The sequence below is a fragment of the Microbacterium sp. genome (genome assembly GCF_047607225.1).
Lineage (GTDB): Bacteria > Actinomycetota > Actinomycetes > Actinomycetales > Microbacteriaceae > Microbacterium.
In genome coordinates this window covers 1-19,950 of record NZ_JASGDO010000057.1, presented here as the reverse complement: position 1 = coordinate 19,950, position 19,950 = coordinate 1, and the positions used below count along the sequence as shown (strand labels likewise).

The 19,950-nt window shown below is 68.6% G+C and carries 20 protein-coding genes; 3 read left to right on the top strand and 17 right to left on the bottom strand.

The window, feature by feature from the left end:
• Positions 1-3 precede the first annotated feature (3 nt).
• Positions 4-1,404: a dihydrolipoyl dehydrogenase gene (lpdA, locus tag QM591_RS11345; RefSeq protein WP_067159409.1), complete on the top strand. Its 1,401-nt coding sequence runs from the start codon at positions 4-6 to the stop codon at positions 1,402-1,404.
• Positions 1,405-1,542: 138 nt separating this feature from the next.
• On the opposite strand, the gene QM591_RS11340 is transcribed toward lpdA, so the two are convergent.
• Positions 1,543-2,175: a CYTH domain-containing protein gene (locus tag QM591_RS11340; protein WP_415132510.1), complete on the bottom strand. Its 633-nt coding sequence runs from the start codon at positions 2,173-2,175 to the stop codon at positions 1,543-1,545.
• Position 2,176: 1 nt separating this feature from the next.
• Positions 2,177-2,404: a response regulator gene (locus tag QM591_RS11335; RefSeq protein ID WP_415132509.1), complete on the bottom strand. Its 228-nt coding sequence runs from the start codon at positions 2,402-2,404 to the stop codon at positions 2,177-2,179.
• 71 nt (positions 2,405-2,475) lie between these two features.
• Between QM591_RS11335 and QM591_RS11330 the strand changes: the two genes are divergently transcribed.
• The gene (locus QM591_RS11330; protein WP_415132508.1) at positions 2,476-3,207 is read left to right on the top strand and encodes a glutamine amidotransferase; all 732 of its coding nucleotides are present in this window, start codon (positions 2,476-2,478) and stop codon (positions 3,205-3,207) included.
• Between the two features lie 10 nt (positions 3,208-3,217).
• Here the strand turns inward: QM591_RS11330 and QM591_RS11325 are convergent, their stop codons facing one another.
• A complete protein-coding gene (locus QM591_RS11325) occupies positions 3,218-5,692 on the bottom strand; it encodes a glycogen/starch/alpha-glucan phosphorylase (RefSeq protein ID WP_415132561.1) in 2,475 nt (824 codons plus the stop codon).
• Between the two features lie 106 nt (positions 5,693-5,798).
• Entirely contained in the window at positions 5,799-6,857 is a 1,059-nt protein-coding gene (locus QM591_RS11320) for a YihY/virulence factor BrkB family protein (protein ID WP_415132507.1), read from the bottom strand.
• A gap of 167 nt (positions 6,858-7,024) precedes the next feature.
• Between QM591_RS11320 and QM591_RS11315 the strand changes: the two genes are divergently transcribed.
• Entirely contained in the window at positions 7,025-8,692 is a 1,668-nt protein-coding gene (locus QM591_RS11315; RefSeq protein ID WP_415132506.1) for a GspE/PulE family protein, read from the top strand.
• A gap of 96 nt (positions 8,693-8,788) precedes the next feature.
• Here QM591_RS11315 and QM591_RS11310 read toward each other — a convergent pair whose 3' ends face one another.
• From QM591_RS11310 to QM591_RS11250, 13 genes are all read right to left on the bottom strand, one after another.
• On the bottom strand, positions 8,789-10,027 hold the full coding sequence (locus QM591_RS11310) for a type II secretion system F family protein (RefSeq protein ID WP_415132505.1): 1,239 nt from the start codon (positions 10,025-10,027) through the stop codon (positions 8,789-8,791).
• Entirely contained in the window at positions 10,027-11,172 is a 1,146-nt protein-coding gene (locus QM591_RS11305; RefSeq protein WP_415132504.1) for a type IV pilus twitching motility protein PilT, read from the bottom strand. Before QM591_RS11305 ends, QM591_RS11310 begins: the two co-directional genes overlap by 1 nt.
• Positions 11,169-11,915, bottom strand: coding sequence for a hypothetical protein (locus tag QM591_RS11300; protein ID WP_415132503.1), 747 nt, complete (start codon positions 11,913-11,915; stop codon positions 11,169-11,171). Before QM591_RS11300 ends, QM591_RS11305 begins: the two co-directional genes overlap by 4 nt.
• A 3-nt stretch (positions 11,916-11,918) precedes the next feature.
• Entirely contained in the window at positions 11,919-12,563 is a 645-nt protein-coding gene (locus QM591_RS11295; RefSeq protein ID WP_415132502.1) for a hypothetical protein, read from the bottom strand.
• The gene (gene pilM, locus QM591_RS11290) at positions 12,560-13,627 is read right to left on the bottom strand and encodes a pilus assembly protein PilM (RefSeq protein WP_415132501.1); all 1,068 of its coding nucleotides are present in this window, start codon (positions 13,625-13,627) and stop codon (positions 12,560-12,562) included. Before pilM ends, QM591_RS11295 begins: the two co-directional genes overlap by 4 nt.
• 28 nt (positions 13,628-13,655) lie before the next feature.
• A complete protein-coding gene (locus QM591_RS11285) occupies positions 13,656-14,480 on the bottom strand; it encodes a prepilin peptidase (RefSeq protein WP_415132500.1) in 825 nt (274 codons plus the stop codon).
• Positions 14,477-16,129, bottom strand: coding sequence for a type IV pilus modification PilV family protein (locus tag QM591_RS11280; protein ID WP_415132499.1), 1,653 nt, complete (start codon positions 16,127-16,129; stop codon positions 14,477-14,479). The genes QM591_RS11285 and QM591_RS11280 overlap by 4 nt, the downstream gene beginning before the upstream one ends.
• Positions 16,120-16,656: a type II secretion system protein gene (locus tag QM591_RS11275; RefSeq protein WP_415132498.1), complete on the bottom strand. Its 537-nt coding sequence runs from the start codon at positions 16,654-16,656 to the stop codon at positions 16,120-16,122. The genes QM591_RS11280 and QM591_RS11275 overlap by 10 nt, the downstream gene beginning before the upstream one ends.
• Entirely contained in the window at positions 16,653-17,063 is a 411-nt protein-coding gene (locus tag QM591_RS11270) for a type IV pilus modification PilV family protein (protein WP_415132497.1), read from the bottom strand. The genes QM591_RS11275 and QM591_RS11270 overlap by 4 nt, the downstream gene beginning before the upstream one ends.
• Positions 17,064-17,157: 94 nt before the next feature.
• A complete protein-coding gene (locus QM591_RS11265) occupies positions 17,158-17,565 on the bottom strand; it encodes a type IV pilin protein (protein ID WP_415132496.1) in 408 nt (135 codons plus the stop codon).
• A gap of 280 nt (positions 17,566-17,845) precedes the next feature.
• On the bottom strand, positions 17,846-18,142 hold the full coding sequence (locus QM591_RS11260; protein ID WP_415132495.1) for a DUF1905 domain-containing protein: 297 nt from the start codon (positions 18,140-18,142) through the stop codon (positions 17,846-17,848).
• A 43-nt stretch (positions 18,143-18,185) separates the two neighbouring features.
• On the bottom strand, positions 18,186-19,169 hold the full coding sequence (locus QM591_RS11255; protein WP_415132494.1) for an aldo/keto reductase: 984 nt from the start codon (positions 19,167-19,169) through the stop codon (positions 18,186-18,188).
• A gap of 44 nt (positions 19,170-19,213) precedes the next feature.
• Positions 19,214-19,950, bottom strand: a 737-nt coding sequence (locus QM591_RS11250; RefSeq protein WP_415132493.1) for an HNH endonuclease signature motif containing protein, incomplete at its 5' end; no start/stop codon positions are given.

Below are 19,950 nucleotides of genomic sequence, written 5' to 3'. Positions count from 1 at the left end.
AGCATGCCTCATTTCAATGTCGTCGTCCTCGGTGCCGGCCCTGGTGGCTACGTCGCAGCGGTCCGCGCCGCACAGCTCGGACTGTCCACGGCCATCATCGAAGAGAAGTACTGGGGAGGCGTCTGCCTCAACGTCGGCTGCATCCCCTCTAAGGCGCTGCTGAAGAACGCGGAGATCGCGCACACGCTGAAGCACAAGGCCGACTTCTTCGGCATCTCGGGTGAGTTCACCCTCGACTTCGGCGTCGCCTGGGACCGCAGTCGTGAGGTCGCCGACGGACGCGTCAAGGGCATCCACTACCTGATGAAGAAGAACAAGGTCACCGAGTTCGAGGGACGCGGCTCGTTCACGGGCCCCAAGGCGATCACGGTCACCAAGTCCGACGGCCAGGTCGAAGAGGTCACCTTCGACAACGTCATCATCGCGACCGGTTCGACCGTCCGCCTCCTTCCCGGCGTCACCCTGAGCGAGAACGTCGTCACCTACGAGGAACAGATCCTCTCCCGCGAGCTGCCGTCGTCGATCGTCATCGTCGGCGCGGGCGCGATCGGCATGGAGTTCGCCTACGTGCTCTCCAACTACGGCGTCAAGGTCACGATCATCGAGTTCCTCGACCGCGCGCTGCCCAACGAGGACGCCGACGTGTCCAAGGAGATCGCGCGCCAGTACAAGAACTACGGCATCGACCTCTTGGTCTCCACGAAGGTGGAGACCGTGGTCGACTCGGGCGACAAGGTGACGGTCACCTACACGGACAACAAGAGCGGCGCGAGCGGCCAGATCGAGGCGGACAAGGTCCTCATGTCGATCGGCTTCGCTCCCCGCATCGACGGATTCGGGCTCGAGAACACCGGCGTCAAGGTCAGCGACCGCGGCGCCATCGAGATCGACGACCACATGCGCACGAACGTCGAGGGGATCTACGCGATCGGCGACGTGACCGCCAAGCTGCAGCTGGCTCACGTGGCCGAGGCTCAGGGTGTCGTGGCGGCGGAGACGATCGGCGGCGCTGAGACCATGACGCTCGGCGACTACAAGATGATGCCCCGTGCGACGTTCTGCTCTCCCCAGGTCGCCTCGTTCGGCTACACCGAGGCGCAGTACAAGGAGACGGGCCGCGAGTACAAGGTGGCGACCTTCCCGTTCATGGCCAACGGCAAGGCGCACGGTCTCGGCGAGCCGGTCGGCTTCGTCAAGCTGATCGCCGACGCCGAGCACCTGGAGCTCGTCGGTGGCCACCTCATCGGACCCGATGTGTCGGAGCTCCTCCCCGAGCTCACCCTCGCGCAGAAGTGGGACCTCACGGCGCTCGAGCTCGCACGCAACGTCCACACCCACCCGACGCTGTCCGAGGCCCTTCAGGAGGCCTTCCACGGCCTCGCCGGGCACATGATCAACTTCTGATCGAATGGCCCCGCGTCCCGAGAACGGGTAACCTGGGCCTCCACCCACTGACGCCGCCCCACCGAAGCCGGGGGCGGCGTCAGTGTCGTTCGGGCAAAGTGTCGCCTGGCCGGACCTCTCTCCGCCCGCAGCACCGCGTCAGTGACCGAGGGCGCGGCCGAGTTTGGACGACGACGAGGAGACGCGGCCTCCGGCGGCGATGACCAGGGCATCGGCGGCGCGGAAGAACTCATCGCGCGCGGAGCCCTCCTGCGGACCCCGCGGTCCGAGCTCGAGCTCCCACTCGCGCCACCGCGTCTGCCGAGCCGCATGGAGGTCGTCTGCGAGGACCCGATCATCGACGAACTCGGCGACGAGCTCGCCATCGGCATCGACCAGTGCGAAGGCACGCCTCTGATTGCGCACACGCGCGATCGGAGCGAACGGGGGCTCCGCCGACGACGCGACCTCTGCGACGACCTCCGCGGGCACCGGCTCCGCGGAGCCGCCTCCCTCACCGCCGATCGTGAGCGGCCACCGTGTCTCGAGCTTGCCCTCGGGAGTGGACCGCTTCACGTGCCAGCCGCTGTCCGGGCCGCCCTCGCGGCGTCGGACGGCGATCGCCGACCGCGCGAGCGCACCGTCGATCGTGTCGAAGTAGGTGGCATCGAGCGAGCGCGACTCCGGCTCCCGCACCAGAGCGACGCCCGGGAGAGCGCTCCAGTCAGGGAGCGGGCTGTCGTCGTCGACGTCGTACTTGCGCTCGATCTCCAGCGAGTGCTCGGCGACCAAGTCAGTCGTCGCGACCGTCGGGATCGGGGTCGATGTCGTCCTGCGCCTCGACGTAGCGATAATCGGCGGACGTGGGGCCGTCGCCGTCGCCCGTGTTCTCCGCCTCGCCCGCGCGCTCATAGACCACCTGGGTCTCACTGTAGGGCAGGATCAACTGGTCCTGAGTCACGTCGTCGACCGGGATGAGCTGTCCGTCGAGGGGACCGCCGTGCAGGCGCGCAATTGCCATGATGACCTCCGCTTCCCACCCTAGCCCCCGCGTCACGGCTTCCCCGTCGCGACGCATAGACTCGACAGCCGATGAAACCCTTCCTACTGCTGGCCACCCGCGCCGAAGACGTCCCCGCCGACGAGGAGTACGCCCTCTTCCTGCGCTTCACCGGGCTGAGCGAGGACCAGCTCGTCCGGATGCGCCTGGAAGCGAGCCCACTCGGCCCCATCGACCTCGACGAGTGGTCGGGCATCTTCGTCGGGGGCGGTCCCTTCAACGCGTCGGACCGCGATGAGGACAAGAGTGATGTGCAACGACGCGTCGAGGCCGAGTTCCGCACGCTCCTGGACGACGTCGTGGCCCGAGACTTCCCCTTCCTCGGAGCCTGCTACGGGGTCGGGACTCTCGGCGCGCATCAGGGCGCCGTGATCGATCGCACGTATCGTGAGCCGATCAGCGTCATCGAGATCGAGCGGACGCCCGAGGGCGCCGCCGACCCGCTCCTTGCCGCACTCCCCGACCGGTTCACCGCGTTCGTCGGTCACAAGGAGGCGATCACGGTGCTCCCGCCCTCGGCGACCCTGCTCGCGCGCGGCGACGCCTGCCCCGTGCAGATGTTCCGGGTGGGACAGAACGTGTACGCGACGCAGTTCCATCCCGAGCTGGACGTGGCGGGGATCACGACCCGCATCCACGCCTACGCCGACCACGGCTACTTCGGCGCCGACGAGCTCCACCTCACCCTTGCCGCCGTCCGCCGCGCTCCCGTGACGCACACGTCCTCGATCCTCCGGGCCTTCGTCGAGCGTTACGCCCGGTGAGCCCCGGACGTCAGAGGACGGGTGGGGTGTGCCAGATGCGCTCGATGTAGTCGCGCATCGAACGGTCCGAGGAGAAGAACCCGCACCGGGCGACGTTGAGGATCGCCGAGCGCGTCCACGCGTCCTGGTCCTGGTACGCGGCGTCGACCGTGGCCTGCGCCTGGATGTAGGACGAGTAGTCGGCGAGGACCATGAAGCGGTCGTCGTACAGGAGGTTCGAGACGATCGGCTCGAACACGCGCTTGTCGCCGCCGGAGAAGGCGCCCGAGGCGATGAGATCGATCGCCCGCCGCAGGCCCTCGTCCGCCTGATAGAAGTCGGCCGGCCGGTAGCCGCGGGCCCACAGCGCTTCGACCTCCGGCTCGCTCATGCCGAAGAGGAAGAAGTTGTCGTCGCCGACCAGCTCGCGGATCTCGACGTTGGCGCCGTCATCCGTGCCGATCGTCAAGGCGCCGTTGAGCGCGAACTTCATGTTGCCCGTCCCCGACGCCTCCTTGCCGGCGAGCGAGATCTGCTCGGAGAGGTCGGCGGCGGGAATGACGCGCTCCGCGAGGGTGACGTTGTAGTTCGGCGGGAAGAGGACCTTCAGCCGGTCGGCGACGCGAGGATCGGCGTTGACGACCGAGCCGACCGCGTTGATCAGGTGGATGATCTGCTTGGCCATGACGTACCCGGGCGCCGCCTTGGCGCCGAAGATGAACGTGCGCGGCTGGATGTCGGCGACGTCGACGCGCCCCGACACGATCCCTTCGTACGCGGTGACGATGTGGAGCAGCTTGAGCATCTGACGCTTGTACTCGTGCAGACGCTTGACCATGACGTCGAGCATGTGCCCGTCGCTGACATCGAACCCGTCGCGGACGTGGAGGACGTGGGAGAGCCGGCGCTTGTTGGCGGCCTTGACCTCGCGGAACCGCGCGCGGAACTCCGGATCCTCCGCATAGGACTCGAGCTCGCGGAGGCGCTCCAGGTCGGTGATCCAGCCCGTGCCGAGCGCCTCGGTGATCAGGCCCGACAGCTCGGGGTTGGCGAGCCGGACGAACCGGCGCGGCGTGACGCCGTTGGTGACGTTGGTGAACTTGCCCGGGTAGAACTCGTTGAAGTCGGGCAGGACCTTGTCGCGCAGGAGCTGGGAATGCAGTTCCGCGACGCCGTTGACCTTCGCCCCGGCGACCGTGGCGAGGTAGGCCATCCGCACGGAGCGGACCGGCACCTCTCCGATGATCGACATGTTGCGGATCCGCATCTCGTCGTCGCCGAAGCGCTCCCGTACGGCGGCGAGGAACTCGTCGTTGATCCGGTAGATGATCTCCAGATGCCGAGGAAGCAACCGGCCGAGCAGGTCGACCGGCCACACCTCGAGCGCCTCGGGAAGCAGCGTGTGGCACGTGTAGGCGAAGCAACCTTGCGTGATCTTCCAGGCCTCGTCCCACTCGAGCTTCTTCTCGTCGACCAGCACGCGCATGAGCTCGGGCACGGCGATGACGGGGTGGGTGTCGTTGAGCTGGAAGATCACGCGGTCCGGGAGCCCGGCGAGATCGAAACCGTCGGCGAGCTGGTGCTGGAGGAAGTCGGCGATGGAGGCGGCCACGAAGAAGTACTGCTGCTGGAGGCGCAGCTCCTTGCCCTGGGGCGTGGAGTCTTCCGGATAGAGCACCTTGGAGATGTTCTCGGCGAACGTCTGCGCCCGTACCGCCTCCTCGTAGTCGCCGGAGTTGAAGACGCGCAGGTCGAAGGAGTCGGTGGCCTTCGCGCTCCAGAGGCGGAGGGTGTTGACACGGCCGTTCTGGTAGCCGGGGACCATGTAGTTGTAGGGCAGCGCCTGCACATTCCAGCCGGGGATCCAGCGGCTGCGGAGCACACCGTCATCGTCGTAGGTCTCGGTGTGACCGCCGAAGGAGATCTCCTGAGCAGCTTCGGGGTGCGGGAACTCCCACGGGGTGTCCATCGCAAGCCAGGCGTCGGGCTGCTCGACCTGCTGACCGTCGACGAAGGTCTGACGGAAGATGCCGTACTCGTAGCGGATGCCGTAGCCGATGTTGGGGACGCTCAAGGTGGCGAGGGAGTCGATGAAGCACGCGGCGAGGCGTCCGAGACCGCCGTTACCCAGCCCCGGCTCCACCTCCTGAGCGCGCAGCTCGTCGATGTCGATCCCGCATGCCGCCATCGCCTCCGTGGCGATGTCGGTGAGGCCCGAGGCCAACAGGTTGTTGTCGAGCTGTCTGCCGAGGAGGTACTCCGCGGAGAGATAGCAGACACCCTTGGCCTGCTGTTCGCGCTGACGGCGCTGGTCTTCGAGCCAGCGCGCCATGAGGTAATCCCGCACCGTCATGGCGAACGCGTAGTAGCGGTCGGTGACACTCGACGCCGACAGCGGCACGCCGCGTTCGTAGTTGAGGTTGCGGAGGAACTGGCGGACGAATCCGTCGACCGAACTGGCCGGTCCGGTCACGGGAGCCAGCGCGAGCGGGTGGGTGGCATGCAGCGGGTGCGACGCGGACGCCGCGGCGAAGTCGTTCTCGGGCACCTTACGAAGGTACACACTCGGACGAGGCTGCCCGATCCCCTCGGGCCGTGATCGCGATCAGTGTTTACACACTCGACGCATTCTCGTCTTCGGACCGCGACTTCCCCTCCGCGGACCGCGCCTTCTCGTCCGCCTCCCGCGCGGCGTCGTCGGCATCGGCGCGGGCCTTCTCCAGCTCAGCCGTCGCGACCCGGACCTCGTCTTCGGCGCGCTGGACCCGGCGAGCCAGGAAGGTGTCCGCCCCGTGCCGCGCCCGCACCCGGTCGTGTCGCTCGGCGACGCCTTCGAGGATGTAGGCGCTCGCGATCAGGATGACCTGCGCCGACAGGTTGACCCACAGCAGCAAGGCGATGAGCGACGCGAACGACGCCAGCAGCGGGTTGGATGTCGCCCCGCCGACGAACAGTCCGGAGAGGGTCTGCAGGACCGTCAGCCCCGCGGCACCCAGCAGCGCTCCCGCCCACAGCGACCGCCCGTCGGCGCGCACGCCCGAGAGGATCCGGAAGAGCGCGGCGACCGCGACGGCATCGAGCGCGAACGTCACGACGATGGCGAGCGATCGCGTGCCCCACGACAGCAGTGGATGGTCCTCGGGGAGGCCGATCCATCCCGCCACGACGCCGAGCCCGGCCGTCCCCAGCACGGTCATCGCCGCGGAAGCCCCGAGAGCGAGGGCGGCACCGATCGCGACGCCGAGGTTCCGAAGGATCACGGCCCACCAGACGAGGTCGTCGGTCGGGCGATCGGCGATCACGTGCAGCGCCGTGCGAAGCGACCCGATCGCGCCGATCGCGGCGCCGACGAGACCGAGCAAGGAGAGGATTCCCGCGATCGACAGGCCGGCCGGAATGGCGACAGCGTCGGGGGTGATGATGCCGTCGGGTCCGACGAGCCCCGGGATCGCGCGATCGATCGCTTCGAGCAGCGCGTTCCAGGCCTCCTTGTCGCCGGCGAGCCAGAGCGCGGCGATCGAGAACCCGAGCAGCACCGCGGCGAAGATGCTGAAGAGGGCCCGATACGTGACGCTGTCCGCCAGCAGGGGGCCACGATGTTCGCTGTACCGCAGAAACGCACGGACGGGCTTCAGCGAGAGGGCTCGAGCGGTCAGTCGCGCGACATCCATGCCGCCCACCCTAGGCGACAGTCACCACGGCGGATCGGGGGTTGACGTGGGTCGGGTGAGGGAGCAAGACGATGTCCGCCAACCACTTCTGTCACAGGAATCACGTTGATCTCGTTCTTTCACACCCGCGCGAGGAGGCATACGATACTTCGAGGGAAAGGGGCGCCGTGAAGGGACTCGCGGAAAGCCTGGTGCGCACCGGGGCGATCAGCGCGGAGGTGGTGTCCGACGTCGTCGCCGAAGTGGGCGAGGGAGCGGAGCTCCGGCGCCGGCTCCTGGATGCGGGACTGGTCTCGGAACGCCAGCTGGCGCAGGCGATCGCGCGTCAGACCGGTCTCGCCTTCGTCGACCTCTCGGATGTGGACCTCTCCCCGGACATCGTCTCGGCGGTCCCGGCCGCCCTCTGCCGCCGCTACCAGGTGATCCCCGTGGGCCGCGGCCGACGAAGCCTCACCGTCGGAATGGCCGATCCGACCGACCTCATCGCGATCGACGACATCACCACGGCCACCGAGCTGAACGTGCGACCCGTCGTGGTCGCCGCCGATGCGCTGGAGGCGGCCTTCGCGCGCCTGCTGCGTTCCGACGAGGAACTGCTGGATCTGTCCGAGCAGATCGGCGAGATCGCCGCCTCCGACGGAACGGGAGGCACCGAGTCCATCGAGGAGCAGGTCGACGACGCTCCTGTGGTCCGGTTCGTCAACCTGCTCATCGCACAAGCGATCAACGACCGGGCCAGCGACATCCATATCGAGCCGGGCGAGAAGTTCCTCACGGTGCGGTACCGCATCGACGGCGTCCTCCACGAGATGCAACGCGCCGACCGCGCCATCCAGGACGGCGTGATCTCACGACTGAAGATCATGTCGGCGATCGACATCGCCGAACGCCGCCGCCCTCAGGACGGGCGACTCTCGGTTCATCACGACGGTCGCCAGATCGATCTGCGCCTCGCGACCCTGCCCACGGTGTGGGGCGAGAAGATCGTCATGCGGATCCTCGACAGCTCCGCGCAGTCGCTGTCGATGAGCGACCTGCGGTTCTCGCTCCGCAACGAACAGAAGTTCCGCGCCGCGATCGGCAGACCCCACGGGATGGTGCTCGTGACGGGACCGACGGGGTCGGGGAAGTCGACGACGCTCTACACGGCGCTGGGGGCCGTCGCCAACCCGCGGATCAACGTGATCACGGTCGAGGACCCCGTGGAGTACCGGATCGCCGGCATCAACCAGGTGCAGGTCAACCAGCGCGCCGGCATGACGTTCCAGGCAGCGTTGCGCTCCATCCTCCGTTCGGACCCCGACGTCGTCCTCGTCGGAGAGATCCGCGACAAGGAGACCGCCACGATCTCCATCGAGGCGGCGCTGACCGGACACCTCGTCCTGTCGACCCTGCACACCAACGATGCACCCAGCGCCCTCACCCGTCTCGTGGAGATCGGCTGCGAGCCCTACCTCGTGGGCACCGCCCTGTCAGCCGTGGTGGCGCAGCGACTCGCCCGGCGGCTGTGCATGAAGTGTCGGGAGAGCTATCCGGAAAGCCCCGACGTGCTCGCCTCGGTGGGCTTTCCGCACAATCCGCTCGATCCCCCCGTGCTGTATCGCGCGGTCGGCTGCCCCGAGTGCTCCGGCACGGGGTACCGCGGACGCGTGGCTCTGCATGAGGTGATGGAGGTGACCGAACGCCTCGAGCAGCTCGTCGTGTCGCACGCGACGGGCTCGGAACTGCGCGCGACGGCGATCGACGAGGGCCTGGTGTCGCTCCGCGAGGACGGCTTCGCCAAAGTGTCGGAAGGGATCACGACGATCGAGGAGATCCTGCGCGTCTCGCTCTGACGACGCGAGCGAGGCCGAGTTCGCCAGAGGCGATCGCAAGAGGAAGCGGGGCGTGCGTCCCTCCCCAGTTCCGCACGCCCCGCCGTTGTGGGAAACCTATCCGGATTGGCCCAGCTCGCCGTAGATGGAGAAGATCGGCAGATACAGGGAGACCACCATTCCGCCGATGATGATCCCGATCCCCACGATGAGGATCGGCTCGATCGAGGACGTCAACTGCTCGGTCGCGGTCTGCACTTCGCCCTCGTAGAAGTCGGCGATGCTGGCCAACATGTCGGGGAGCGTGCCGGACTCCTCACCGACCGCGGCCATTTGCGCGACCATCGGCGGGAAGACCTCGGCCTTGGCGAGTGGCGTGGAGAAGGACTTGCCCTGGCGCACCGATTCCTGGACGGCCCGCACGGCTTGTTCGATCCGGTAGTTGTTCGAGGCCGCGCCGACGATCGCGAGCGCTTGGACGAGCGGCACGCCCGCGTTGAGCATCATCGACAGTCCGCGGCTGAAGCGGGCGACGGCGATCTTCGTGGCGAGGGGACCGAACACCGGCATGCGGAGCTTGAGCGGATCGACGACCCGGCGGACGGCGTCGGAGGTGCGGAACCTCATCCACCAGATCGAGAACGCGATCCCGAGCACGATGAGGGTCGGCAGTGCCCACACCATGCTGTGCGAGATCGAGACGATGATCTGGGTGGGGACCGGCAACTCCGACCCGAGGTTCGCGAACATGCCCTCGAACACCGGGACGACGAAAGTCACCATCGCGATGACGCCGACGATCGCGATGCTGAGGACGATGAGGGGGTAGGTCGTCGCCGAGCGGATCTTGTCCTGCAGTTCGGCCTCGTTCTTGTACGTCTCGGCGATCGTGCTGAGCGACTGCCCGAGGAACCCCCCCGACTCCCCCACGCGGACCATGCTCACCATGAGCGGCGGAAAGACGCTCGGGTGCTGACCGAGAGCAGCCGAGAACGCCGATCCGGACTCGACGGCCGCGTGCACCTTGACGAGGGCGTCGCGCAGCTGAGCATCCTCGGCCTGGTCGATGAGGATCGACAGCGTGCGCATGAGGGGCAGTCCGGCGTTGATGAGCCCCGCCATCTGCTTGGCGAACACGGCGAGGGTGGCGACCTTCACGCGCTTGACGAAGCCCGGGATCGTGATCTCGCGGTGCAGCCCCGTCTTGGAGGTGAGGGTCACTTCCAGCGGCGTCAGCCCCTGCGCGCGCAGCTTCGCGGCGACGGCGCCCTGACTGGATGCCTCCAGCGTCCCCTTCACGATGCCGCCGCCGGTCGTGTCGACGGCGCGGTACGCGTACTCCTCGACGAGCGGCATCAGTGGCCCCACCCGCTCGCCGAGCGCTCCGATGCGTGCATGGTCCAGGCCTCCGCGTCGTAGTCGGCGGGGCGCACCTTCGTCTCGTCGAAGCTGCGCGGATCCTCGGCGATCTCGCGAGCCAGGGTCAGCGAGATGGACCCGTCGGCGACGAGGCGCTGCAGGTCTTGATCGAGGGTGTGCATGCCGACGGATCCTCCGGCCTGCAGCATCGAGTAGATCTGGCTGATCTCGCCCTCGCGGATGAGGTTGGCGATGGCGGGAGTGTTGACCAGCACTTCGGTGGCGATCACGCGTCCCTCCGACTGCGCCCGGGGAAGGAGCGTCTGGGTGATGATGCCCCGGAGCGTGTCGCCCAACTGCGTGCGGATCTGGTTCTGCTGATCGGACGGAAACGCGTCGACGATGCGGTTGATCGACTTCGCGGCGCTCTGCGTGTGCAGGGTCGAGAGGACGAGGTGACCGGTCTCGGCCGCCGTGAGCGCCGTGGAGATCGACTCCTGGTCACGGAGCTCCCCGATCAGGATGATGTCGGGGTCTTGGCGGAGCACACGGCGCAAGGCCTCAGAGAACGACGCGGTGTCACTGCCGATCTCCCGCTGATGGATCAGCGCCCGCTTGCTCGTGTGCTGGAACTCCACGGGGTCTTCCACCGTGACGATGTGCGCGGGCTTGCTCCGATTGACGACGTCGATCATCGAGGCGAGCGTGGTCGACTTCCCCGAGCCGGTCGGCCCCGTCACCAGTACGAGACCACGCGGCTTCATCACGAGTTCGGCGGCGATCCGCGGAACCCCGAGCTCCTCGAAGCTCTTGATCCGTTCCGGGATGAAACGCAGTGCCACGGCCACCCGACCGAGCTGGCGGAACACGTTCACGCGGAACCGGGCCACCTCGGGCACCGTGATCGACAGGTCGACTTCGCCCGAGGCGCGAAACTCTGCGACCTGTTCCGGGGTGAGGATGCCTCCGATCGCCGATTCGAGCCAGTTCGCGCTCGTCGGACTCTCGAATCCGGGGACGAGTGCGAGGTCGCCGTCGATCCGGATCTGCGGAGGATGGTCGGCGGTGAGGTGGACGTCGGACGCGCGGAGGTCGGCCGCGACGCGCAGCAGGGCGTCGAGCGGAGAGGTGTCGGCGATCATGGTGCCTCCGTCTGGAAGAAGGTCAGGGCGGTCACGGTGAGCTCTTTGTCGTCGGTGGAGAGCTTCACGGAGAACAGCAGCCGGGGCCCGCGCCCGAGCGCGTCGACGAAGGCCGCCATCCGGCTCGCGCGGTCGGCGAGGGCGTTGCCGTCGAGTTGCCCGGAGCCGCCGCTGTCCCCGGTGTCCGTGTAGGAAGCGGTGAGATCGATCACGATCGTCACGAGAACCTGTTGCTGCGGAGACGCGGGATCGCCGGTCGGAGTCGCCGGCGCGGAGGTCGGGTCGTCGGACGTGCCCTCGGCGACGGCGTCAGTCGCCTCCGGCGTCGCCCCCTCCGCCGCCTCTGCCGCGGGATCGGCCGGCGCGGGGGCCGCATCGTCCTCGGTGATCGACGTGCGCTCGGCCCACGGCACCGGATCACCGATCGTCACCGACTTCACCTGGACGTCGACGGTGCGCGCGGCGTCGGAGACGAGCTGCTGCACGTCGTCGAGCTGCGGGGCGGCGGCGATCTCACGGCGGAGCTCCGTGAGATCGCTGTCGACGCCGCTGATCGTCTCCCCGGCCCGCGACAGCTGAGCGATCTGCTGCTCGTAGACGTCGTTGGCGTTCTCGACCGTGGTCGTCTGGGCATCCGTGCTCTGCGCCGTCCCGTACATCGGCAACGCGATGGCCACGATCCCGGCGACCAGCAGAGCCAGGACGGTGAGCACTCCGGCCAGGTTGATGAGCTGCCTGTTCATCCCTCAGCCCTCCTCCGCCTCGTAGGCGCCGGTGTACACCGACTGGTCGAGGGTCACCGAGATGTCGTGACGGTAGACGCCCTCTTCGAGGGTCTGGGTCCATCCGTCGACGTCGGTGGCGCCGGGAAGCGTGCGCAGTCGACGGATCACCGGCACGATGTCAGCGGGGTCTGTGCTCGTGAGGATGATGTGGCCATAGACGCCGACCTGGGTCGTGGGATCGTCGCCCTGGGGAACGGGACCTGGGGAGAGCTCGACATCGGCGATCGAGACGCCGGCGGGCAGACGAGCGGCGACCGCACCGAGCACGATCGACCACCGCACGTCCGCCGCCATGGCACGGGACCGGAAGTCGGACAGACTCTGCTGCAGGTCGAGTTTCTGCCGCACGGGTTGAAGGGCAGAGAGGTCGGAGAGGAGCTGAGTGGTGTGCGCGTTGGCGGCGGAGAGGCGCTGCGCGGCCATCGTCTGCAAGCCGAACGCCGCGGCGCTCAGGAGCGCGACCGTGAGGAGGGTCGCACCCAGACCCCACGCCCAGCGACGGAGAAGACCCGCACGTTCCCGGCGGTCGATCGCGGCGCGCGGCATGAGGTTGACGTGCGCAGGCCCGCCGAGGACGAGAGCCGATGAGGTGGATCGTGCCGTCATGCTCGCGCCCCCGCTCCGGCAAGGCCGCCCGTCGTGAGCAGGTCGACGTCGAGATCGCCGGCCGGGATCGCCAGCGTCGAGGCGGTCACCGTCGAAAGGCCCACCAGTTCCACCGGCATCGGCAGACTCGCCGCCAGCGCGTCTCCGATGCCCGGGACGACAGCCCCGGCCCCGCTGACCAGCACGCGGTTGACCGGTGCGTCGGCGGAGCGATCCGCGTAGAAGCGCAGCGTGCTCCCGAGGCGCGAGACGACGACGCCGATCTCCGCGTCGGTCATCGACACGGGGCGGACCGTTCCTCGGAGGTCCGCCCGGCGACGCACCACCGGAGCTCCCACCGCGACCAGTTCCGCCGCCTCCTCGAAGCGGGGCGCCTCGGCGTCCACCTCGGTGTCCGACGCCGACTCGGCGAGGGCGGAGCGCGCGCGGACGGCCGCCGTGGCGATCTCCATCGGGATGATGCGCACGAAGCGCGGAACCCCGTCGCGCATCACCACGACGTAGCTCGTGTGGTCGCCCAGGTGCAGAGCCGCCACGGTCTCCCCCGGCGCCGCGAGCGCGCTGACGGCGCGCGTGAGCGCGAACGGTGCCAGATCGACGCTGTCGACGGTCAGCTTCGCACGGGAGACAGCGGTCACGAGCTCATCGACGGTCTCGGCGACCGCCGCGACGAGCAGGCCGGAGACCTGGTCGTCCACCTGCGAGACGGGGTAGAAATCGAGCACTGCCTGATCGGCCGGGACCGGCAGGAGGTCCTGGACCTGAAACGGCAGGGCTTGGGCGAGCAGATCGGGTCGCATCGCCTGGGTGGTGTAGTCGCGGACCAGGATTCGACGGCTTCCGATGCCGAGCACGACACGACGACCCGTGATCTTGGCGCGCGACCACAACTGACGCAGAGCCAGGACGACCGCATCGGTGTCGAAGACCTCCGAGTCCTTCGCGGCCCCCTCCGGAAGCGGGACAGAGCCGAACGCGACGACCCGCGGGGAGCGCCCGGTGGACATCTCCACTGCCCGCACGCTCTCCTCGGTGATCTCAAGTCCTACGACCGTCTTCGCCATCCGCTGTTCTCCTCTCTCCGACTCCGGCTCAGCCGACGGTCAGGGCTCCCACGTACCACTGCGCGATCTGAGGACCCACGGCGATGCCGATCCACGCGCCCGCGATCATCCAGGGCCCGAAGGGGACGGCGGTTCGGCGCGTCGCCCGCCGGGTCGCGATGAGCACGAGCCCGAAGACGCCGCCGAGCACGAACGCGGCGAACGCTCCCACGGCAAGGGCACCCCACCCGATCCAGCCGAGCGCCATTCCCAGCACGCCGGCGAGCTTCACGTCTCCGCCGCCCATCCCCCCGGGACGCACCGCTCGCAGCAGCGCGTAGAAGGCGAACAGGGCGGCGCCCGACAGGGCAGCGCGCAGGAGCGACTCCCCCGGCGCGCCCAGGAGCCAAGCCACGACGAACAGAAGGGCGATCACGACGTAGGAGGGAAGGACGATGGCGTTGGGGAGCCGATGGGTGTCGAGGTCGATCAGGGCGAGGGCGATGCTGATGGCCGCGAGGTAGAGGTAGGCGACCAGGGAGACGACACCGCCCGGGTCGACGGTGCTGGCGCGGTCGCCGACGATCCAGACGACGGCGAGGAACGCCAGTGCGGTCGCAGCCTCCACGAGCGGATAGCGGGCCGAGATCGGTCCCCCGCACGCGGCGCACCGGCCTCGGAGGGCCAGCCACGAGACGATCGGCACGTTCTGCCACGGCGTGACCGGACGATCGCATTCCGGGCAGCGGCTTTCGCGCGTGAGCGGGACGCCGGCGGGAACGCGCGCGACCACCACATTGAGGAAGGAGCCGATGACGAGTCCGAACGCCGCCGTGAAGACGAGCGCCAGCCCCCACCACGATGCGGCGGTCATGGTGTCGTGGCCACATCGTGCGTGGACAGGAGCGTGAAGGTCGTCGCGCCGGTGCCGCCCTCGGTGCCCGGCCACGGCTCGACGTCCTTGCCGAAGTCGTAGCCGGGGATGTGGCGAGGAGCGAAGGCGACCTTCACACCGCCGCCGAAGGCCAGCTGGCCGGAGTACACCTGGCCGCGAAAGGTCGCCGGGCTGCTGTTGAACTTCATCTGGCACGGCGTGTAGATGTAGATCGCGATCTTCGGGTCGACACTCGAGTCGTTGAGCTGTTCCGACCCCTTCGCCGGAAGGGTGCATTGCGGCCCCGCGACGGTCGGCTGGCCGTCGGGGGTGATGAGGAAGATCGTGTGGGGGTTTCCGTCGGCGCTGGCGAACTTGGTACCGGAGAGATACCAGTGCGTCGCGATGACGGCGATGTCCTTGTTGACCTTGACCTCTTTCTTGGCGCCACCCGCGTTCGTGTCGAACCCTCCGCTGCACTGGCGGATGTCGAAGATCATGGGGCTCGTCAAGGAGCCCGCCAGAGAGGTCACGTCGGCGCTGTTGCCGGACCACTTCTCGCACGCTGCCCCCGACACCGTGGTGAGCTTATAGCCCTCGGCGGCCCAGGCTGCGGGGGGTGTGGATGAGTTGACCGGCGTGAAGGTCACGTCCTGCCAGTCGGGAATCTCGGGGAGGGTCGGCGCCGCCAGCGCCGCGTCCTTGACCAGGGCCCCCTTGACGATCTGATTGGCGGGTGTGCCCCAGATGCCGTAGCTGCCCTTGTAGCGGAAGTTCCCGTTGATCGTGCCGCTTCCGAGGGTGCTGGTGCCCGATCCCGAGGCGGTGACGCTTCCGTAGACCGTGCCATTGTTCAGGGTGAAGGTACCGCCGAGGAAGGCGTTGCCGCCCGAGGATCCGGCCGTCGTGCCGATCGTCCCGGCGATGTTGTGGCTGTCGTTCTTGGGGGCGATGAGGGAGCCCTTGATCGTGCCGCCGTTGACGTTCGCCTTGTCGCCGATGTAGGCGTTGCCCTCGACCGTGCAGCCCGAATCGAGCTGCAGCGCGCCGGTCTTGGTGTAGATGTCGCCGGGGAACACCGATCCCGAGCCGCACTCGATCTTGCCCGTGGATGCGTAGACACCGGCCGAGCCGACGAAGTCGTCGATGCCGACCTCGCTGTGCGCGGCGTCGAAGACGTAGGAGTTGAGCCGGGTGCTCATGCCGTAGGTGTAGAACAGGCCGGGTCCCCCCTGCGTCGGCAGGGCCGCGTCCTCGGCCATCGAGAAGACCGCCTGTCGCGTGGCCGCCTCGGCACCGACGCGGGCCGTGGTCCGGAGCGTGGCGATCCCGGCGCCGCAGACGAGCGTGTAGGAGTAGGTGGGGCTGCTTGCGCCATTGACCTTCGCCGACCCGCCGGCCGCTCCGCACACGAGGGTGCCGTTCTCCAAGCGCACCGTCTGCGCGGCGATGCCGGCGTCGACGGCCGCCTGCACCTTCGCGCGGTTGCTGGATCCGGTGAGCATGCCGGTCGTGTTGACGATGACGGCGGACAAGGCCAGGGCACCCACGGTGAGCACCAGCATCACGATGAGCACCGTGATCAGCGTGGAGCCGTCGTCGTCGCCCGGGAGCCGTCGCCTGCGCGATGGAGAGAGAGTCACCAGCATGCGGGCCCTCCTCCCTGGACGACCTGAGCGGCCGCGCCGCTGGTGACCGTGACGGAGACGTCGCCGCGCGTCATGCGCAGTCCCAGCGAGATACGAGTGCCGGACGAGCTGAAGGCGGCTCCACTGGTGAACGTGCCGCGCACTCCGGACGCGATCGGGGTCCACGTGGCCGACGACACCGGACGGGCCGACGCTCCCGAGCTGTAGCGCAGTTGGCCGGCATCGAGCTGCCACGCGCGGCACTGCCACGTCGCGCCGTCGGCACCGAGCACTTTGGCATCCAGGCGCATCCCGCCGGCACTAACGCGCGTGACGGTCGCGTCGCGCACGCTCTCGGTCACCCCGGCGGTGACGGCGTTGAGCTCGGCCGTCGCGGAGTTTCGCGCCGACGCCTGCTGCTGCGCCGTCCACCCGTTGACGAAGACCGCGGCCACGACGGACAGCAGGATCCCGGAGACGACGATGACGACCAGGAGCTCGATCAGCGACATGCCCGACTCTTGGGACGAGGACGATGGCACGCTCATGGCGCGCCCACCCGCACCTGGGAGGCGAGCGTCGTGACGACGCGGCCGGCGTCGGACACCGTCACCGCGACGGGAAGCGAGGCCGGGTAGGTCGCGGGGCAGGCCGACACCCCGACGGTCACTCTCGCCGTGAACCCGCTCGCCGCGTCGGTGACCGCCGGCGCGGCGGCCCGGGCGAGGAGGTCGGCACAGCGCGTCGTGGTCGTGCCGGGCGTCGCGGGAAAGGCGGCCTGGATCTTGGCGAGCTCATCGCGGCCGAATGAGGTCGCCGACAGCGCAGTGCGATTGTCGACGCTGCGCTGCGACAAGCCGATCATCAGCGGCAGGACACCGAGTGAGAGAACGGCGAGCAGGAGCATGGCGACCACGACCTCGACGAGGCTGACGCCGTCATCGCGCGCGAGCACGGGCACCTCCGGGGGGGGACGAGGTGTGGGACGGGGAGAGACGTCGAGGCCGGCCCGTACGGGTCGGGCCGGCCTCGCGGCGTAGTGCTGGAACTTACGGCGTGGTGGTCGGCGCCGGCGTGCAGCCCGGGCCCGACTCCTTGTTGGGGGTCACACCGGCGTAGGTGACGACGACACAGATGTCGTCGATGTCGGTGATCGTCGTGTCCTTCAACGCGACGTTGGTCGCGTCGCCGGTCTTGAGGTTGTTGAGGTCGACCGCGTTGGCTGCGGTGCCCTTCGCCATCTGGGCGGCGGCCTGGGTCGCGCCGTTGGCGGCGACAGTCGCAGCAGCGTTGTCTTTGGCCTGCTGCTGGATGTTGAGGAAGATCGGGATGGCGACGGCGGCGAGGATGCCGAGGATTACCACTACGACGATCAGTTCGATGAGCGAGAAGCCCTCGTCACCGGTCTCCTCGCGACGGGCCTTCTCAGCCTGGACATAGTTGCGGAAAGTGCGCATGAGCGTGCCTTCTCCTTGGGGGGTGTGAACAGGACGCCGACACACGTGTGCACTCGTTGGGGGGTGTGCACATCTGGGGGGATCTCGGATCCGGGGGGAGTTACCGAGACATGTGCCGGTTGGTTCGAGAGGCCCGCCGCGAGGACGTTACTCCCTCTCCACCACCAATCATTAGAGGTCTCTCATGTTGTTGTCAATGAGATTTCTGAGAGAAATGTGAAATCTGTGTTTCCTGAGGTAGCGCTCGGGTGTCCGGGCTCGCGAGCGGACTGACGCGGCCTCACGAATCGAAGATCTCCAGGCGCACCGCTACCACGCCCTCGTCAGCGATCCCCTCCGCGATCCGGACCGAACGCTTGAGGGGCAGCACGTAGGCGCTGCGCTCCGCATCGGGGAAGATCGACGTGCGCCAGCTCGACGATCCCACCTGCGCGCGCACGGCGACGGCGCCGAATCCCCGCGGCGGACGCGGGATCTCCCGGACGTCGTCGGAGAGCTCCGAGGGCAGGGCGACGAAGTACCAGTCGTCGGAGCGGGCCTCCCACCGGAAGACGGGCGCCGTGAACTCGACGATCACGAGGCCGGCTCGCGGGTCGTCAGGGGCGATGCGCCCGGGGCCGCTACCACTGCGGGTGGATCTCGGCGCGCAGCAGCCGATCGTAGACGTCGCGCACGGCCGCGTCGAAGGCCGTGAGGTCGGCCTCGAGGTCACCGGCGGCGGCGTTGGCCCGCGCCTGCGCAGGGGTACGCGCCCCGGGGATCACGCTCGTCACTCCCGGGAGCGCGGCGATCCACGCGAGCGTGGCGGCAGGGAGCGACATTCCGGCAGGCAGAGCCGCGCTGAGCTCGGACACGGCCTGGAGCCCCGTCTCGAAGTCGACGCCGGAGAAGGTCTCCCCCTTGTCGAACGCTTCGCCGTGGCGGTTGTAGGTGCGGTGATCGTTGGCGGCGAAGCGCGTGTCGGCGGAGTACTTTCCGCTGAGGAGGCCCGAGGCCAGGGGCACGCGGGCGAAGACCGCGACGCCCGCGGCGGCGGCCCGGGGCAGCACCTCGTCGAGAGGCTTCAGCCGGAACGGGTTGACGATGATCTGCAGGTTGCTGAGCCGGGGCTGGCGAAGTGCCGAGAGGGCCTGGGCGGTCGTCTCGACGGAGACGCCATACGCCGCGATGGCGCCGTCGTCGACGAGGGCGTCGAGGGCCTCGTACGTCGCGTCGTCGTCGATCACGGCCGACGGCGGGCAGTGCAGCTGGACCAGATCGAGGGTGTCGACACCCAGGTTCCGGCGCGAGCGGTCGGTCCAGGCGCGGAAGTTCTCGGGCGTGTAGTTCTCGGGGACCTGGTCCTGGCGGCGCCCCATCTTGGTGGCGACGGTGATGCCGTGGCCCGGCCGGTCGGCGAGGAATCGGCCGATCAGCGACTCGCTCCGTCCGTCGCCGTAGACGTCGGCAGTGTCGAAGAGGGTCACCCCCGCGCCCACCGACGCGTCGAGGATCGCGAACGCGTCGGCTTCGTCGACATCACCCCAATCGGCTCCGAGCTGCCAAGTGCCGAGACCGATGGACGACACCGACCGGCCGGTGGATGCGAGGGCGCGAGTATGCATGGCTCCAGCCTAGAAGCGGGCAGGGACACCGGTAGCGATGCCGATCAGAACGGGGGCGGATCGGTGTCGGCCACGGGCGCGGCTCCGTCGGCGGCGAACACGAGAGTGCGAGCCGGGGCGTCTGGGTAGTCACGCCCGAGGGGACTCGTCCAGTGAAGAACCCCATCGGGAGTCTGCGTGACCCGCCACGCCGAACGGTGCTTCAGTGTGTGATGCCGTCGGCAGAGGTGAGCGAGGTTCATGACCTCGGTCGGACCGTCGTGCTCCCGCGCCACCGTGTGGTCGATATCACATCGGCGAACCGGAACCCGGCATCCCGGGAATCGGCAGTGCTCGTCCCGGACACTCAGAATGCGACGCAGGTGCTCGCTGGGCCGGTATCGATCGACGGCGAGAACACCGCCGCTGATGGGGTGGGTGAGCACCCGATCCCATCCGGGCGCGGTTCGGGCCAGCCGGAGGGCCGTCGCGGTGTCGATCGGCGAGCGCCCGACCAGTGACGCCGGAGTGACATCGTGGCCGAGGGCGGTGAGGACAGGGACGGTGACCTGCACGTGCGCGACGATCGCCTCGGCCTCGGGAACGGAGGCGTGGGAGATCTCGGGAGTCGCGTGGCCTGTGAGCAGCAGGTCGGCGAAAGCGTCGGCGCGGAGCTGTCCGATCCCGCGGGTGTCGGGCGCGACGACGTCGTTGAAGAGGACGCCGCCGCCGCCCCCGTCGCGGGCGTCGCCCCCGTCGCGGGCCGTGCTCCCAGCGGCGCGCGCGGCGATCTCGCGTCGCG

Coding starts and splice junctions, on each gene's coding strand:
- lpdA (WP_067159409.1), top strand. CDS start 4: ATGCCTCATTTCAATGTCGTCGTCCTCGGTGCCGGCCCTGGTGGCTAC.
- QM591_RS11335 (WP_415132509.1), bottom strand. CDS start 2,404: ATGGCAATTGCGCGCCTGCACGGCGGTCCCCTCGACGGACAGCTCATC.
- QM591_RS11330 (WP_415132508.1), top strand. CDS start 2,476: ATGAAACCCTTCCTACTGCTGGCCACCCGCGCCGAAGACGTCCCCGCC.
- QM591_RS11320 (WP_415132507.1), bottom strand. CDS start 6,857: ATGGATGTCGCGCGACTGACCGCTCGAGCCCTCTCGCTGAAGCCCGTC.
- QM591_RS11310 (WP_415132505.1), bottom strand. CDS start 10,027: ATGCCGCTCGTCGAGGAGTACGCGTACCGCGCCGTCGACACGACCGGC.
- QM591_RS11305 (WP_415132504.1), bottom strand. CDS start 11,172: ATGATCGCCGACACCTCTCCGCTCGACGCCCTGCTGCGCGTCGCGGCC.
- QM591_RS11300 (WP_415132503.1), bottom strand. CDS start 11,915: ATGAACAGGCAGCTCATCAACCTGGCCGGAGTGCTCACCGTCCTGGCT.
- QM591_RS11295 (WP_415132502.1), bottom strand. CDS start 12,563: ATGACGGCACGATCCACCTCATCGGCTCTCGTCCTCGGCGGGCCTGCG.
- pilM (WP_415132501.1), bottom strand. CDS start 13,627: ATGGCGAAGACGGTCGTAGGACTTGAGATCACCGAGGAGAGCGTGCGG.
- QM591_RS11285 (WP_415132500.1), bottom strand. CDS start 14,480: ATGACCGCCGCATCGTGGTGGGGGCTGGCGCTCGTCTTCACGGCGGCG.
- QM591_RS11280 (WP_415132499.1), bottom strand. CDS start 16,129: ATGCTGGTGACTCTCTCTCCATCGCGCAGGCGACGGCTCCCGGGCGAC.
- QM591_RS11275 (WP_415132498.1), bottom strand. CDS start 16,656: ATGAGCGTGCCATCGTCCTCGTCCCAAGAGTCGGGCATGTCGCTGATC.
- QM591_RS11265 (WP_415132496.1), bottom strand. CDS start 17,565: ATGCGCACTTTCCGCAACTATGTCCAGGCTGAGAAGGCCCGTCGCGAG.
- QM591_RS11255 (WP_415132494.1), bottom strand. CDS start 19,169: ATGCATACTCGCGCCCTCGCATCCACCGGCCGGTCGGTGTCGTCCATC.